12 protein-coding genes and 1 tRNA gene are annotated in these 14,237 nt (G+C 67.8%); 4 read left to right on the top strand and 9 right to left on the bottom strand.

Annotated elements, in window-relative coordinates; translation table 11 throughout:
• Nucleotides 1-367: 367 nt before the first annotated feature.
• The 7 genes from lnt to AC3FKG_RS08245 all read right to left on the bottom strand — a co-directional run bounded on the left by lnt (nt 368) and on the right by AC3FKG_RS08245 (nt 8,349).
• Nucleotides 368-1,942, bottom strand: coding sequence for an apolipoprotein N-acyltransferase (gene lnt / locus AC3FKG_RS08275; RefSeq protein ID WP_488742839.1), 1,575 nt, complete (start codon nt 1,940-1,942; stop codon nt 368-370).
• On the bottom strand, nt 1,939-2,820 hold the full coding sequence (locus AC3FKG_RS08270) for a CorC family transporter (RefSeq protein WP_488742838.1): 882 nt from the start codon (nt 2,818-2,820) through the stop codon (nt 1,939-1,941). The genes lnt and AC3FKG_RS08270 overlap by 4 nt, the downstream gene beginning before the upstream one ends.
• A gap of 130 nt (nt 2,821-2,950) precedes the next feature.
• Nucleotides 2,951-3,706 (bottom strand): rRNA maturation RNase YbeY, encoded by a 756-nt coding sequence (ybeY, locus tag AC3FKG_RS08265; protein WP_488742837.1) that lies wholly within the window; start codon nt 3,704-3,706, stop codon nt 2,951-2,953.
• Nucleotides 3,707-4,705 (bottom strand): PhoH family protein, encoded by a 999-nt coding sequence (locus AC3FKG_RS08260; protein WP_483710486.1) that lies wholly within the window; start codon nt 4,703-4,705, stop codon nt 3,707-3,709.
• Nucleotides 4,706-4,728: 23 nt separating this feature from the next.
• A complete protein-coding gene (gene miaB, locus AC3FKG_RS08255) occupies nt 4,729-6,081 on the bottom strand; it encodes a tRNA (N6-isopentenyl adenosine(37)-C2)-methylthiotransferase MiaB (protein ID WP_483710487.1) in 1,353 nt (450 codons plus the stop codon).
• Between the two features lie 83 nt (nt 6,082-6,164).
• A complete protein-coding gene (locus tag AC3FKG_RS08250) occupies nt 6,165-6,551 on the bottom strand; it encodes a hypothetical protein (protein WP_483710488.1) in 387 nt (128 codons plus the stop codon).
• Nucleotides 6,552-6,657: 106 nt separating this feature from the next.
• Nucleotides 6,658-8,349, bottom strand: coding sequence for a ClcB-like voltage-gated chloride channel protein (locus tag AC3FKG_RS08245; protein ID WP_483710489.1), 1,692 nt, complete (start codon nt 8,347-8,349; stop codon nt 6,658-6,660).
• Between the two features lie 291 nt (nt 8,350-8,640).
• Here AC3FKG_RS08245 and AC3FKG_RS08240 point away from each other — a divergent pair, with 291 nt between their 5' ends.
• Nucleotides 8,641-10,155: a DEAD/DEAH box helicase gene (locus AC3FKG_RS08240; RefSeq protein ID WP_488742836.1), complete on the top strand. Its 1,515-nt coding sequence runs from the start codon at nt 8,641-8,643 to the stop codon at nt 10,153-10,155.
• Between the two features lie 19 nt (nt 10,156-10,174).
• Nucleotides 10,175-11,215 (top strand): serine/threonine protein kinase, encoded by a 1,041-nt coding sequence (locus AC3FKG_RS08235; RefSeq protein WP_488742835.1) that lies wholly within the window; start codon nt 10,175-10,177, stop codon nt 11,213-11,215.
• 44 nt (nt 11,216-11,259) lie between these two features.
• On the opposite strand, the gene AC3FKG_RS08230 is transcribed toward AC3FKG_RS08235, so the two are convergent.
• Nucleotides 11,260-11,697: a universal stress protein gene (locus AC3FKG_RS08230; RefSeq protein WP_483710492.1), complete on the bottom strand. Its 438-nt coding sequence runs from the start codon at nt 11,695-11,697 to the stop codon at nt 11,260-11,262.
• 356 nt (nt 11,698-12,053) lie between these two features.
• On the opposite strand from AC3FKG_RS08230, the gene AC3FKG_RS08225 reads away from it, so the two are divergent.
• Both AC3FKG_RS08225 and AC3FKG_RS08220 read left to right on the top strand, forming a co-directional pair.
• Entirely contained in the window at nt 12,054-13,121 is a 1,068-nt protein-coding gene (locus AC3FKG_RS08225; RefSeq protein ID WP_483710493.1) for a CaiB/BaiF CoA transferase family protein, read from the top strand.
• A 182-nt stretch (nt 13,122-13,303) separates the two neighbouring features.
• Nucleotides 13,304-13,942, top strand: a complete 639-nt coding sequence (locus AC3FKG_RS08220) for a LuxR C-terminal-related transcriptional regulator (RefSeq protein ID WP_488742834.1) — start codon at nt 13,304-13,306, stop codon at nt 13,940-13,942.
• 176 nt (nt 13,943-14,118) lie between these two features.
• Here AC3FKG_RS08220 and AC3FKG_RS08215 read toward each other — a convergent pair.
• Nucleotides 14,119-14,195, bottom strand: a tRNA-Met gene (locus AC3FKG_RS08215).
• Between the last annotated feature and the right edge of the window lie 42 nt (nt 14,196-14,237).

The following is a 14,237-nucleotide window of genomic DNA, read 5'->3' as shown; positions in this document are numbered from 1 at the left end:
GCGGCGGCATGTCGGGCTTTCGCAACGCATGGGGAAAACACCGACGGGGGATTCAGGCTTGGGGTGCCCTTGCCGATAACGTTTTTGTATACAGTATGAGTAAGCAACCAGTTGTCAGAGTTGCTAAGAACCACCAAATGATGGGGACACGGTCATGGCATTACTTTCTCGCAAACCTTATCTGCTCGCCATCGCGGTCATGATCGCCGCGGCAGCAGTGACGAGCCTGCTCGCCTGATTCGGCGGCGACTGGAAGGAGACGGCATAGCCAGGCCACACCGCGGCGATGCCGGGCCTGGACGCGCACCGCACTACCCGTGACGGACGCGCCCTGGCAAACCTGCTGCCTGTGACCCGGCAGTCAGTTTCAGCGTGCGCCCCGCGCGCGCCAGGCGGCCAACGCAAGCACGGCTGCAAACCAGGCCAGCACCGGCACATTTCCCCAGCGGATATAGGGCGTCAGCCCCTGCATGCCTTGCACCCGGGCCGTCAGCGTATCGACGGTAAAGGTCGGCAAGCGTGCCTGAACCTTGCCATCCGGCGTCACCACGGCGGTCATGCCGGTATTGGTCGCGCGCAACATCGGGCGACGCATTTCCAGCGCGCGCATGCGTGAAATCTGCAGATGCTGGTCCAGTGCGATGGTGTCGCCGAACCACGCCAGGTTGGTCAGGTTCGCCATCATGTTCGCGGGCGCGGCCTGGTGCCGCAGCGTCTGGGCGATTTCCTCGCCGAACAGATCCTCGTAGCAGATATTGGGTGCCACGCGGATGCCGCGCACCGGCATCGGTGCCTGTTCCAGCCCGCCGCGCCGGAAGTCGCCGAGCGGCATCTTCATCATGTAGACGAACCAGTGGAAACCGAGCGGGATGAATTCGCCGAACGGCACCAGGTGGTGCTTGTTGTAGCGGTAGAGCCCGCGCGACAGCGGGCCGATGCCAAATACGCTGTTGGTGAAATCGACCGGCGAATCGGCGCCGGCGGCGCCGAACAGCACGGCGGTGCCGGACTTCTCCATGAAGTCGCGCATCGCCATCGCGACATCGACCGGCAGGTCCTGCAGGATGACCGGGAACGCGGTTTCGGGCGTCACGATGAGGTCGGCCGGCGTGGCGGTGATCATGTCGCGGTACAGCTCGATCGAGCGCTGCACGCCGGCCTGCTCGAACTTGATGTCCTGCGGCACGTTGCCCTGCAGCAGCCGGACCGTGATCGGGCTGCCAGCAGGCGTGGTCCACGCAATCGGCGACAGCACTGCACCGGCGATCGGCAGCGCCGCCACGAGCACGGCGGCCACAAGGCCGCGGCCGCCGTCGCGATGCCCGAATGCACGGACGGCCAGCACCAGCAGCGCGGCCACGGTAGCGGCCAGCGCGCCGATGCCGTACACGCCGAACAGCGGGGCGAAGCCGGCCAGCGGACCATCGGCATGCGCATAACCGCCCGACAGCCACGGGAAGCCGGTGAAGATCACCCCGCGCAGCCACTCCGACAGTCCCCATGCCGCGCCGAAGGCCAGCGGGTTCCAGATCGACAGCCGCGGCAGGCGCGCGGCCACGCGATGCCAGGCCGCGCCGGCCAGCGCCGGATAGAGCGACAGGAAGGCGCTGAACAGCACCACGGCAAGCGCTGCCATCCAGGCCGGCATCTCGCCGTAGACATGCATGCTGATGTAGAGCCACCAGATGCCGGACAGGAACCAGCCCAGGCCGAAGGCATAGCCGGTGGCGGCGGCCACGCGGGCGCGCGGGGCATCGGCGATCAGCGCGGCCAGGCCGGCCAGCGACAGGATCTGCAGCCACCACCAGTCATGCGGGGCGAAGGCCTGGGTGTGGGCAATGCCGAGCATGCCGGCCAGCAGCAGGCGGGTGAGGATCGCGGTGGACACGCGCTCGCGCGCCGCGACGGACGTGCCGGCCAGCACCGGGGCCGGGCGCTTCATGCGTCGGCCAGGTGGTTCGCGGGCGACTCGCGGTGCACGAGCAGCAGGTGGACCTGGCGCGCGTCGGCGCGCAGCACTTCAAAGCTGACGGGCGGCAACGTGATGATCTCGCCGCGATGCGGCACGTGGCCGAGATGGTTCGAGAGCAAGCCGCCCACGGTATCGACGTCGTGGTCGGAGAACGCCGTGCCGAACACCTCGTTGAACTGCGAGATCTCGGTCAGGCCGTGCACGCGCCAGCCACCATCGGGCAGGGGCAGGATGTTGTCCTGGTCCTCGTCGAGGTCGAACTCGTCCTCGATGTCGCCGACGATCTGTTCCAGCACGTCTTCGATGGTGACCAGCCCGGCCACGCCGCCGTATTCGTCGACGACGATGGCAATGTGGTTGCGGTTGTTGCGGAACTCGCGCAGCAGGATGTTCAGGCGTTTGGATTCCGGGATGAACACCGCCGGGCGCAGCGTCTCGCGCAGGTCGAACTGCTCGTCGGTGTAGTAGCGCAGGAGGTCCTTGGCCAGCAGGATGCCGATGATGTTGTCGCGGCTGCCTTCATACACCGGGAAGCGCGAGTGCGCCGTATGCTGCATGAACGGGATGAAGGTCTGCGGCGCGTCCGCGATATTGACCATATCCATCTGCGAGCGCTGCACCATGATGTCGCGCGCGGTCAGTTCGGAGACCTGGAACACGCCCTCGATCATGGACAGCGAATCGGCGTCGATCAGGTTGCGCTCATGCGCATCCTGCAGCACGGCAAGCAACTCCGCGCGGGATTCGGGCTCAGGGGAAATCAGGTCGGTCAGGCGTTCGAGCAGCGATCGGGGACGATCGGAGTGCCTGAATTGGGCAGGCTTCGAACTGGGATAGGGGTCGTTCATTTCGCGGCAAGCGCGTGGTGGAGATCGTCTGAAGGATACACTAAAAGCCCGTCGATCCCCGTGACACAGCCCGCCAAGGCGGCAGGCTGTGTGCGGGTGGGCTCACTTTAGGCGCGAAGGGGCGCGGCGCTCAGTGGGCGACCGGCCTGTGGTCGTCGCGGTAAGGATCGTCATAGCCCAGGGCCTGCAGCGTTTCGGTCTCGATCGCTTCCATTTCCTCTGCTTCGGCGTCGTCCTCGTGCTCGTATCCTTGCGCGTGCAGCACGCCATGCACGATCAGGTGAGCATAGTGCGCTTCCAGCGGCTTGCGCTGCTCCTGCGCCTCGGCTTCAACCACGGGGCAGCACAGCACGATGTCGCCGCTCACCGGGTCGTCCTCATTCTCGGCGTAGGCAAAAGTCAGCACATTGGTGGCGTAGTCCTTGCCGCGATAGGTGCGATTGAGCGCGCGGCCCTCGTCTTCGCCGACGAAGCGGACGGTGAGCGCGGCGTCGGCGTACAGCGCCGACGTGACCCAGGTCTCGATCTGCTTGCGCGCAGGCAGACCGGCGCGCTTGCCGACACCGTCGCCTTGCTGCACTTCAAGTTCCAGCGCGGGCGGCGTGGCCGGGGTGCCCGTCGTGGTGACCACCGGCGTGGCCGTGACCGCCACCGACAGCGCATCGTTATTGTCCGGGCGCACCAGCAGGCCGGCCTGCTGGCGGGTGTCAGTGTGCTCGGCCAGCAGGGCCACCACGCCGTCGGCGGCCTGCGACAGGTCGACGGTCAGGCTGCGCCCATCGGGCAGCTGCACGCGCACGGCGCGGGCGGCGCTCTTGCGCGCACGGCCTTCGCCATCGAACAGGGTCAGGCTGATACCGGAAGGCTGGGCTTTCTTGGATTTCACTTACGCGTCCTTGTGCTGGGCGTGGTATTCGTCATAGGCGTCGACGATGCGGGCCACCAGCGGGTGGCGCACGACGTCGATGCTGGAAAAGCGCGAGAAGGCGACGCCGCGCACATCGCGTAGCACGTGCTGGGCCTCGACCAGGCCGCTCTTCTGTCCGCGCGGCAGGTCGATCTGCGTGGTGTCGCCGGTGATCACCGCCTTGGAGCCGAAGCCGATGCGCGTGAGGAACATCTTCATCTGCTCGGGCGTGGTGTTCTGCGCCTCGTCGAGGATGATGAAGGCGTGGTTCAGCGTGCGTCCGCGCATGTACGCCAGCGGCGCGATCTCGATCATCTGGCGCTCGAACATCTTCTGCGTGCGGTCGAAGCCGAGCAGGTCGTACAGCGCGTCATACAGCGGACGCAGGTACGGGTCGACCTTCTGCGCGAGATCGCCAGGCAGGAAGCCCAGGCGCTCGCCGGCTTCCACGGCCGGGCGCGTCAGCACGATGCGCTTGACCGTGTCGCGCTCGAGCGCATCGACCGCGCACGCCACCGCCAGGTAGGTCTTGCCGGTCCCCGCCGGGCCGACGCCCAGCGTGAGGTCGTGCGACAGGATGTGGCGCAGGTACTCGCGCTGCGTGGCGGTGCGGCCCTGCAGCCCCGAGCGCCGCGTATGCAGTACCGGGGAGTCGTCCTCGAACTCGGTGGCGCCGTTCTCGTCGTCGGCCTGCGGCAGGTAGCTGCCGTGCGCCGAGATCTGGCGTGCCTCCACCAGGCCCAGCTGCACGTCGTCGATCGACAGCGCGGTGCGCGCCTCGTTGTAGAAGCGCTCCAGCGCGAGGGCGGCATCCTGCGCGTTGGTTCCGCGCACGGTCATGCGGTGGCCGCGGCGCTGGATGGTCACGTCGAGCGCCTGTTCGATCTGGCGCAGGTTCTCGTCGAGTGGGCCGCACAGGTTCTGCAGCCGCGTGTTGTCGTCGCGCGGGGCGACGAATTCTGCGGTAGGAATCTTCATTCTGGCGCGTGGGGTGGCTTCGCTCATTGCCGCACCACGATCTCGCCGCGCAGCGAATGCGGGAACGCCTGCGTGACCGACACGTCGACCATCTGGCCGATCATGCGGTCGCGCTGCGCTTGCGGTACGCCCGGCAGCGCGAAATTGACCACGCGGTTGTTCTCGGTGCGGCCGTGGAGTTCGGTCGGGTCCTTGCGGGACGGGCCTTCGACCAGGATGCGCTGCACCGAGCCCACCATATTGCGGCTGATGCGCTGCACGTTCTCCTCGATCGTGGCCTGCAGGTGTTGCAGGCGGCGCAGCTTGACCTCGTGCGGCGTGTCGTCGTGCAGGTTGGCCGCCGGCGTGCCGGGGCGCGGGCTGAAGATGAACGAGAACGAGGTGTCGTAGCCAATCTCTTCGACCATCGCCATCAGCTTGCCGAAGTCGGCTTCGGTTTCGCCGGGGAAGCCGATGATAAAGTCCGACGACATCGACATATCGGGCCGCAGCGCGCGCAGCTTGCGCACGATGCTCTTGTACTCGAGCACGCTGTAGCCGCGCTTCATCGCCATCAGCACGCGGTCGGAGGCGTGCTGCACCGGCAGGTGCAGGTGGTTGACGAGCTTGTCGCAGCGGCCATACAGCTCGACCAGGCGGCTCGTGAATTCCTTCGGGTGGCTGGTGGTGTAGCGGATGCGTTCGATGCCCGGGATCTCGGCCACGTACTCGATCAGCAGCGCGAAGTCGGCGATCTCGCTGGTGCCGCCCATGGCGCCGCGATAGGCGTTGACGTTCTGGCCCAGCAGCGTAACTTCGCGCACGCCCTGTTCCGCCAGGCCGGCCACTTCGGCCAGCACGTCCTCGAACGGTCGCGAGACCTCCTCGCCGCGCGTGTACGGGACCACGCAGTAGCTGCAGTATTTCGAGCAGCCTTCCATGATCGAGACAAAGGCACTCGGGCCTTCCACGCGGGCCGGCGGCAGGTGGTCGAACTTCTCGATCTCGGGGAACGAGATATCGACCTGCGACTGTCCCGTGCGCTGCTTGCGCGCGATCAGGTCGGGCAGGCGGTGCAGCGTCTGCGGGCCGAACACCACGTCGACATAGGGCGCGCGCGAGACGATGCTCGCGCCTTCCTGGCTGGCCACGCAGCCGCCCACGCCGATCACGAGGTCGGGTTTGGCGGCCTTGAGCGCCTTCATGCGGCCCAGTTCGGAGAACACCTTCTCCTGCGCTTTCTCGCGCACCGAGCAGGTGTTGAACAGGATCACGTCGGCGTCTTCGACGTTGTCGGTGGGTTCCAGCCCCTGGCTGGCGTTCAGGACGTCGACCATCTTGTCCGAGTCATACTCGTTCATCTGGCAGCCGTACGTCTTCACAAATACTTTCTTCATGGTGCCGGTCTCAGTGGTTCACCTGGGGGCATCAGGGTGTGGCAACAACACGGACGGCGCATGCGCCTCCGTACTTCGGTGGGTCAGGACTTCGCCTTCAGCGCCTTCTGTTCCTGTTCGCTGAGCACCCATGCGGTCAGGAGCTGGCCGTACAGGTCGAGCTTGTAGCGCACCGGCAGCTTCTGCCCCGCGATGGCAGCCATGTTCATCAGCTCGTTGTCGCTGCTGAACACGCGCAGGCCCGGCGCCACGCCGAAGGTCTTGCCATCGAGCGTGACCGTCTGCGGTGCCCCGGCCGACGGCGCGGCGACGACCAGCTTCGCCTGCGGCGCATCGACCGGGATCACGCGGATCGGCTGCGCCATGGCGCCGGCTGCACCAAGCCACAGTGCCGTGCCCAGCGACAGGGCCAGCAGCGGCTTGAGAAAACGCGATGAAGCACTCCGACGCAGGGAACGGCCAGCGGGCATATTGGCTCCGGAAAGGGCGCAGCTCAGGTTGAGATGGGGGCTGAAGGGCAACCGCGTATTTTACCCCGTTCGACCGGCACCGTGCCGTGCCCGTTCGCCGCGTCGTCTAGAACAGACAGGATGCCTCTTGCAGCACACGTTGCTTGGAGACCGTGCCCATCAGCTCGCGGCTGTCCGCATCGCGCACCAGCGGAATGCGGTTGATGCCATGCGCGGCAAAGACCTCCAGCGCGTCGCGCAGCCGCGATTCCGGGGTCAGCGACGGGAAGTCGCGCTGGGCCAGCGCCAGCACGCCGGTGGTGGAATTTTCGCGCTGCGCGCGTTGCAGCGCGTGGATCGACAGCGCGCCCAGCAGGCGGCCATCGGGCTCGACCAGGTACAGGTAGCGGGTGCCCGTCTCGGCAAACTTGTCGGCCGCGGCGGCCAGCGAGGCATCCGGCGCCAGCGTGGTATCGGTCGGATCGCACAGCCCGGCCAGCGTCATGGCGCGCGCGTTCTCTTCGGCGGCGGAGGCCTGCGCGCGCTCGGCAATCACGCTGTAGAGCGACAGCGTCTGGCAGCGCGAAGCCGTGTAGTACGCCGCCACGGCGCCGATCATCGAGGGCAGCAGCAGCGCCGGGGCCAGCGTCATCTCGAACACCATCAGCACCGACATCAACGGCGCCTGGCTGGTCGCCGCAAGAAAGGCGCTCATGCCGACCAGCGGCAGCACCGGCGAGGCCGGTGCGCCGGGCACTACGGCCTGCATGGCCAGCGCCAGCAACTGGCCCAGCGCCGCGCCGACGAACAGCGAAGGCGTGAACACGCCGCCGACCGCGCCGGAGCCCATGCTGATGACGGTAGCCGCCAGCTTGGCCAGCAGCACCAGGCCCACCGAGACGGTCAGCGGCTGTTCCTGCAGGATGGTCTGGATCGTCGAGAAGCCGTTGCCGACCACTTCGGGCACGCCCATGGCCAGCACGCCCACCAGTGCGCCGCCCAGTGCGAGCCGCGCCACGGGGCCGCCTGGCACGCGCGCGAAGCGCCCGCGCGCCTTGCTCGCGGCGCGCAGGAACAGTGCGCCAACAATGCCCGCGGTCACGCCAAGGCCTGCCGCGGCCAGTATCAGCTGCGGGCGCAGGTCCGGCTCGATGTGCAGGCCCGGATACAGGGGCTGAAGGCCGCCATGCCACTGGCTGACCATGGCGCCTGCCACCGAAGCCAGGAACAGCGGCATCAGCCGTTGCACCGCCAGTGCGCCGAACACCACTTCAGCCACGAACACGGCGGCCGAAAGCGGCGTGTGGTAGACCGTGGCCAGGCCGGCGGCGGCACCGCAGGCGGTCAGCATGCGGCCCATGTTCGAGGCGCCGTCGGGCCGGCCGATGCGTGTCGATGGAAACAGCGAGCCGCACAGCGCGGCGAGCTGGATCATCGCGCCTTCCTTGCCGACGGAGCTGCCGCTGACGATGGAGCAGAACGACGACAGCGAGCGCAGCAGCGTGACGCGCACCGGCAGGCGGCCACTGCCGTTGGCCACGGCTTCCATGTAGTCGGTCGCGCCGCCGCTGCCGGAAAAGCGGTTGGCGGCGCAGAGCAGCAAGCCCGCCAGCGCGCCGCCGACGGCCGGTACCACGATGCGCCAGGCCAACGCCAGCCCGGCAAACACCGCGACGACGTCCGCGTCGCTGGAGAAAATCACGACGCCGGCCCGTTCCAGGGCTTCCTTGAACAGGGTGGTCGCTATGGCTGCCAGAATGCCGACCGGAATCGCCGCGAACAGCGTGACTTCCTGGTCTTCGAGGAATCGGAACCGCATGAGTGCTTGCGTGGGTGGCGCGACGCCGCGCCGTCGCCCCGGGACGGGTGGTGGCCGCATGATAGCGCAGCGCCACACCCGCGCGCCGCGTGCCGGTGTGTATCAGCCGGCACGGCGTGCCCATGTGCCGAAAAGGTTTGCCCTTGGCTGTTACACTACCGACCTTTGTTTCGTAAGCGGATGCCGCCGGCCCCCGCTTCGCCGGTCCCCCGACCGGCGTTGTTTCAGATCACACAGGTCGCCTGCTGGCTGGCGCGCCCAGCGCGCAGCAGACGGCCGAAGCATCCATTCATGTCTTTCTCCGAACTCGGCTTGTCCGACAAGCTTGTGCGGGCCGTGGCCGAACAGGGCTACACCACCCCGACTCCCATCCAGGCCCAGGCAATTCCCGCCATCCTCAAAGGCGGCGACCTGCTTGCCGGCGCCCAGACCGGTACCGGCAAGACCGCCGGCTTCACGCTGCCGATGCTGCAACTGCTGTCCGAATCCGGCGCGCAGCGCCCGGGCCGGCCGGTGGTGCGCGCGCTGGTGCTGACCCCCACGCGCGAGCTTGCCGCCCAGGTGGAAGAAAGCGTGCGCAACTACGGCAAGCACCTCAAGCTGCGCTCGATGGTCATGTTCGGCGGGGTCGGCATCAACCCGCAGATCGAACAATTGCGGCGCGGCGTGGACATCGTCGTGGCAACGCCTGGCCGTCTGCTCGACCATGTGTCCCAGCGCACGATCGACCTCTCGCATGTGGAATTGCTGGTGCTCGATGAAGCCGACCGCATGCTCGACATGGGCTTTATCCACGACATCCGCAAGGTCCTCAATGTGCTGCCGCCGAAGCGCCAGAACCTGCTGTTCTCGGCCACGTTCTCGGACGAGATCCGCGGGCTGGCGGACCGGCTGCTGAACAACCCGGCTTCGATCGAGGTCGCGCGCCGCAACACGACGGCCGAGACCGTCGAGCAGCGCGTCTACCCGGTGGACCGCGAACGCAAGCGCGAACTGCTGGCACACCTGGTGCGCCAGCATGACTGGCACCAGGTGCTGGTGTTCACGCGCACCAAGCACGGCGCCAACCGCCTGGCCGAGCAGTTGACCAAGGAGGGGCTGTCGGCGCTGGCCATCCACGGCAACAAGAGCCAGTCGGCACGCACGCGCGCGCTGTCGGAATTCAAGGCCGGCACGCTGCGCCTGCTGGTGGCGACCGATATCGCCGCGCGCGGCATCGACATCGATCAGTTACCGCATGTGGTCAACTTCGACCTGCCCAACGTGCCCGAGGACTATGTGCACCGCATCGGCCGTACGGGCCGCGCGGGCGCAGAGGGGGAGGCGATCTCGCTGGTCTGCGTGGACGAGCACGGCCTGCTGCGCGATATCGAACGCCTGATCAAGCGCAAGTTGGAGCAGACCGTACTGACCGGCTTCGAGGTGGATCCGAGCATCGCGGCGGAGCCCATCCAGAAGGGCCGCCAGCAGCGTGGTCAGGGTGGCGGCGGTGGTGGCGGTGGTGGTGGACAGGGCGGGGGACGTGGCCGCGCGCAGCCCAAGGCGGCTGCGCCTGCGGCGGCCAAACCGGCGCAGGCACAACCGCGCCAGCGTTCTGCCCAGAATGCGCCACGTGGCGGCGCAGGCCATGCCGGCGGCGAATCCGGCCGCGGGCAGGGTGGCGCAAGCCGCAATGCCGCACCGGCCCAGCCGCGCAGCGGAGGCCAGCCGCGGCCGACGCAGGACGGGGCCGGCGCCCCGGCACGCAACCGCCGTCCGGCGCAGGCAGCGCTGCTTGGCGGCACACCGGCCAAGCGCGGGCGCTGAGCCCGCCAGGCCCGAAGGCATGAGCGCACATCAAGCATCCGGCGACAGCGGCATTCCGTTCGCGGGGCTGACGCCCGAGCTGATCCTCGATGCGCTCGAGTCGGCGGGCATGCGCCCTGACGGCCGGCTGCTGGCGCTCAACAGCTACGAGAACCGGGTCTGGCAGATCGGCATCGAGGACGCCAAGCCTGTGGTGGCCAAGTTTTACCGGCCCGGCCGCTGGACCGATGCCGCCATCCTCGAAGAGCATGCCTTCGTGCAGCAACTTGCCGATGCCGAGATTCCCGCGGTGCCGGCGCTTGCCGGACCGGACGGCAGCACGCTGCAACGCCATGAAGATTTCCGCTTTTCCGTCTTTCCCCGCTGTGGCGGCCGCGAACCCGCGCTGGACCGCGCCGACACGCTGACCTGGCTCGGCCGTTTCATCGGGCGCATCCACGCCGTGGGTTCTGCCCATGCCTACCAGGCCCGACCAGTGCTCGACGCGCAGACCTTCGGCGTGGCATCGCGCGACTGGCTGATCGCGCATGACTGTATCCCGGCCGATCTGCGCGAACCGTGGCGGGCGGTGGTGGAGCTAGCGCTGGACGGCGTGCGCCGCTGCTATGACCGCGCCGGCGACGTGCGCCTGCTGCGCGTGCATGGCGATTGCCATCGCGGCAACGTGCTGTGGATCGACGGCGACGACGCCCGGGCCACGGGGCTGGCTGCCGCAGGTCCGCATTTCGTGGATTTCGACGACAGCCGCATGGCGCCCGCCGTGCAGGACCTGTGGATGCTGCTCGAAGGCGACCGTGCCGCCATGCAGGACCAGCTGGCCGATATCGTTGCGGGCTACGAAGACTTTGCCGAGTTCGCGCCACGCGAACTGTGGCTGGTGGAAGCGCTGCGCACGCTGCGGCTGCTCCACTACAGCGCCTGGCTGGCCAGCCGCTGGCGCGATCCCGCCTTTCCGGCGGCGTTTCCGTGGTTCGGAACGGCGCGCTACTGGCAGGACCGCATCCTGGAACTGCGCGAGCAAGTCGCGCTGATGGAAGAAGCGCCCCTGTGGGGCGCTTGAGAGACTGACTGGAGAGGGGCGGTGCGGCGGTCGGCCCGCCCCGCTCAGGCCTTTTCGGGCGCCTTGACCAGCAGCACCGGGCAGGGCGCCTGCGCCAGCACGCGGCCCGCCACGGAGCCGATCACCGCATCAAAGAACGAACCGCGGCCGTGTGTCCCCATGACGATAGCCTGAGCATCCGCTGAACGCGCGTAGGCGACGATGCGCTCGGGCGCGAATCCGTGCAGCGCGTGGCGCTCGAACGGAATGCCGGCCGCGGACAGGATCTCGCACACGCCGGCCATGGCCTTGTCGCTGGCCTCCTGGTGCCAGGCGTCGATGGTTTCCTTGCTGACAAAGGCGCGGACCTGTCCGCTGACTTCGGGCGCGACGTGCACCACGTGGACGGTAAAGCCGCTTTGCAACAGCTTGCCTTCGGCAATGAAGCGGGCGGCCGCGTCGCTGAAGGCCGATCCGTCGGTGGCGAGCACGATATTGGTCATGGCGGGAATCTCCTGGAGGGGCGCTGAACGGATACGCCAGGTTATAGGATAGGCAGGATCGGCGCCGCGGATTGAAGGAGCGGGCGGCGGGCCGTCCGTCACCATCATGGCAGCAAGTCTTGCGCCACAATCAGATTTAGATCAAGTGACTCGGAAATTTCCTTTTGCGCTCCCGGAGCGGCAATGCGGCAGGATATGTCAAGGCGCCTGACACATTTAGCCATTGCCGCTCGCTGGTAAGCCCGCTTAGCATGTGCCGAGCCCGGCTGGCGCTGCCGCGACATGGTGCCCGGCCTTTCTACCCCAGAACATCAGGCGATCCGGCCCGGCCGGAGCGCTCGACGGAGACAGCAAACATGAGCGAAAGCGGCAACCTCCTGCCCCTGCGTGGCATCAAGGTAGTGGAATTCGAAGGGATCGGTCCGGGGCCGCTGTGCGGAGCCATGCTGGCTGGCCTGGGCGCGGAAGTCACGCTGGTGACCCGTCCGGTTGCCCCCGATGCCCGGCGGATCCTGCGCGGCCAGAACGTGCCGGCCGAAATGGAACTCGAGCATGGCAAGACCGTGGTGCAGCTCAACCTGAAGTCCGCCGAGGACGTGGCTGCCGCGCTGGACCTGGTGGCCGGCGCCGACGCCCTGATCGAGGGGCTGCGCCCCGGTGCCATGGAGCGCCTGGGGCTGGGTCCGGCGCAATGCCATGCGCGCAACCCGCGCCTGGTCTACGGCCGCATGACCGGCTGGGGCCAGACCGGCCCGCTCGCGCAGAGCGCCGGGCACGACCTGAACTACATTGCGCTGACCGGCCTGCTGTCGATGGCCGCGCGTGACGGCGCGCTGCCGATGGTGCCGCCCACGGTGGTCGGCGATGCCACGGGGGCGCTCGGCCTGGCATTCGGCATCACCAGTGCCATCCTGCACGCGCGGTCGAGCGGGCAGGGCTGCGTGGTGGATGCGGCGATCACCGACATCGTCGCCATGCTCGGCTCGCTGGTGCAGGTATCGCGCGCGGCCGGCACGCTGGGCGGCCCGCAGCCCAGCGCCTTCCATGACTCCCCGTTCTACGACGTCTATGCGTGTGCCGATGGCCGCGCCATCACGCTCGGCGCGCTCGAGCCGCAGTTCTATCGCGAACTGCTCGAGCGCCTCGAACTCACGGACATCGATCCGGCCGCGCAGTATGACCGCGCGCAGTGGCCGACGGTGAAGGCGCGCATCGCCGCGCTGATCGCTTCGCGTCCCAGCACGCACTGGGAATCGCTGCTCGGCGGTACCGATGTCTGCTTTGCCCGCGTGCTCACGCTGGACGAGGCGGCACGCCATCCGCACAACCAGGCGCGCGGCACCTACCGCCTGCACCGCCAGGGCGATCGCGAAGTCGCGCGCTCCACGCCGGCGCCGCGCTTCTCGCCGGCAAAGCCGTCCTGAGCGCGAGCTGAACGCGTTGCGGGAGGCGGGCGTATAGCGTAAAGCGCATAAGCCCGCCCCGGACGCAGAAATTCTCCAGCTTCGTTGCGACAAGTACGCATGCAGATGCGGCCGTTTCGCCGATCCGGCGTGGAGCCCACGACCTAATCTTCGCGGTAGTCCCTTCAACATGGAGCCGCGCGTTGGACCCCACCTCGTTCGATGAAGCCCTGATCGTCGATGCAGGGCCTGCGCCGCCCGGCGAGGCATCGTGGCAGATCGCCCATGCGCTGGGCGCGCGCCGGACGCTGCTGGCCGACAACGTGCGGCTGGCCCGGCAGCTGGTGCGTGATCGCCAGCCACGGCTGGTCGTGATCGAGCTGGACACGCTTGGCCAGGCCGGCATCGCGCTGATCAGGCGGCTGGCCACCGGCTATCCCGCGGTGCGGCTGCTGGTGTTGTCCGACAGCGATGCCACGATGGCGCCGGCGCAGGCGCTGCGCGCAGGGGCCCATGGCTTCGTGCCGCGCCAGCGGGACCTGGCGGAAATGGTCCAGGCCGCGCAGGGCGTGATGTCGGGCTACCTGGTGTTTCCCACGCAGACGCTGGAAGCCGCACGCTCGCTGCGCCTGCCGTCTGCCGGCAGGCTGGCGCGGCTGACCGAGCGCGAACTCATGGTGCTCCAGTACCTGGCGCGCGGACACTCGAACAAGGAGATCGCCGCGCTGCTGCTGATCGGCAGCAAGACCGTGAGCACCCACAAGACCAACATCATGTGCAAGCTGAATGTGGAGTCCGTCGTCGAGATGGTCGACTATGCGCGCCGGCACCGGTTGCTGTAATGGCTGTCCCCGGCTGGTCAAGTGCCGCCGGACGGCAGTCGAGGGTGAGCGCGAGAAGGGCGGCCATTCTGAATGACCGCGTCGCGGCAGCGTAGTCGCCGGCGAAGACGGGACCGCTCAACGGAACCCGGAAAGACAAAGGGGGTTAGCTTGCGCTAACCCCCTTTGAGAATGGATGGTGGCGAATCAGGGACTCGAACCCCGGACCTGCGGATTATGATTCCGTCGCTCTAACCGACTGAGCTAATTCGCCAACAGAGACCGCTATTCTACCGGGAATTTACGACCTGTCAAC

Source organism: Cupriavidus sp. 22TCCZM04-2 (assembly GCF_057798895.1).
Note: the sequence above shows the minus strand (reverse complement) of the source record. Positions and strands in the feature narration are given on the sequence as shown.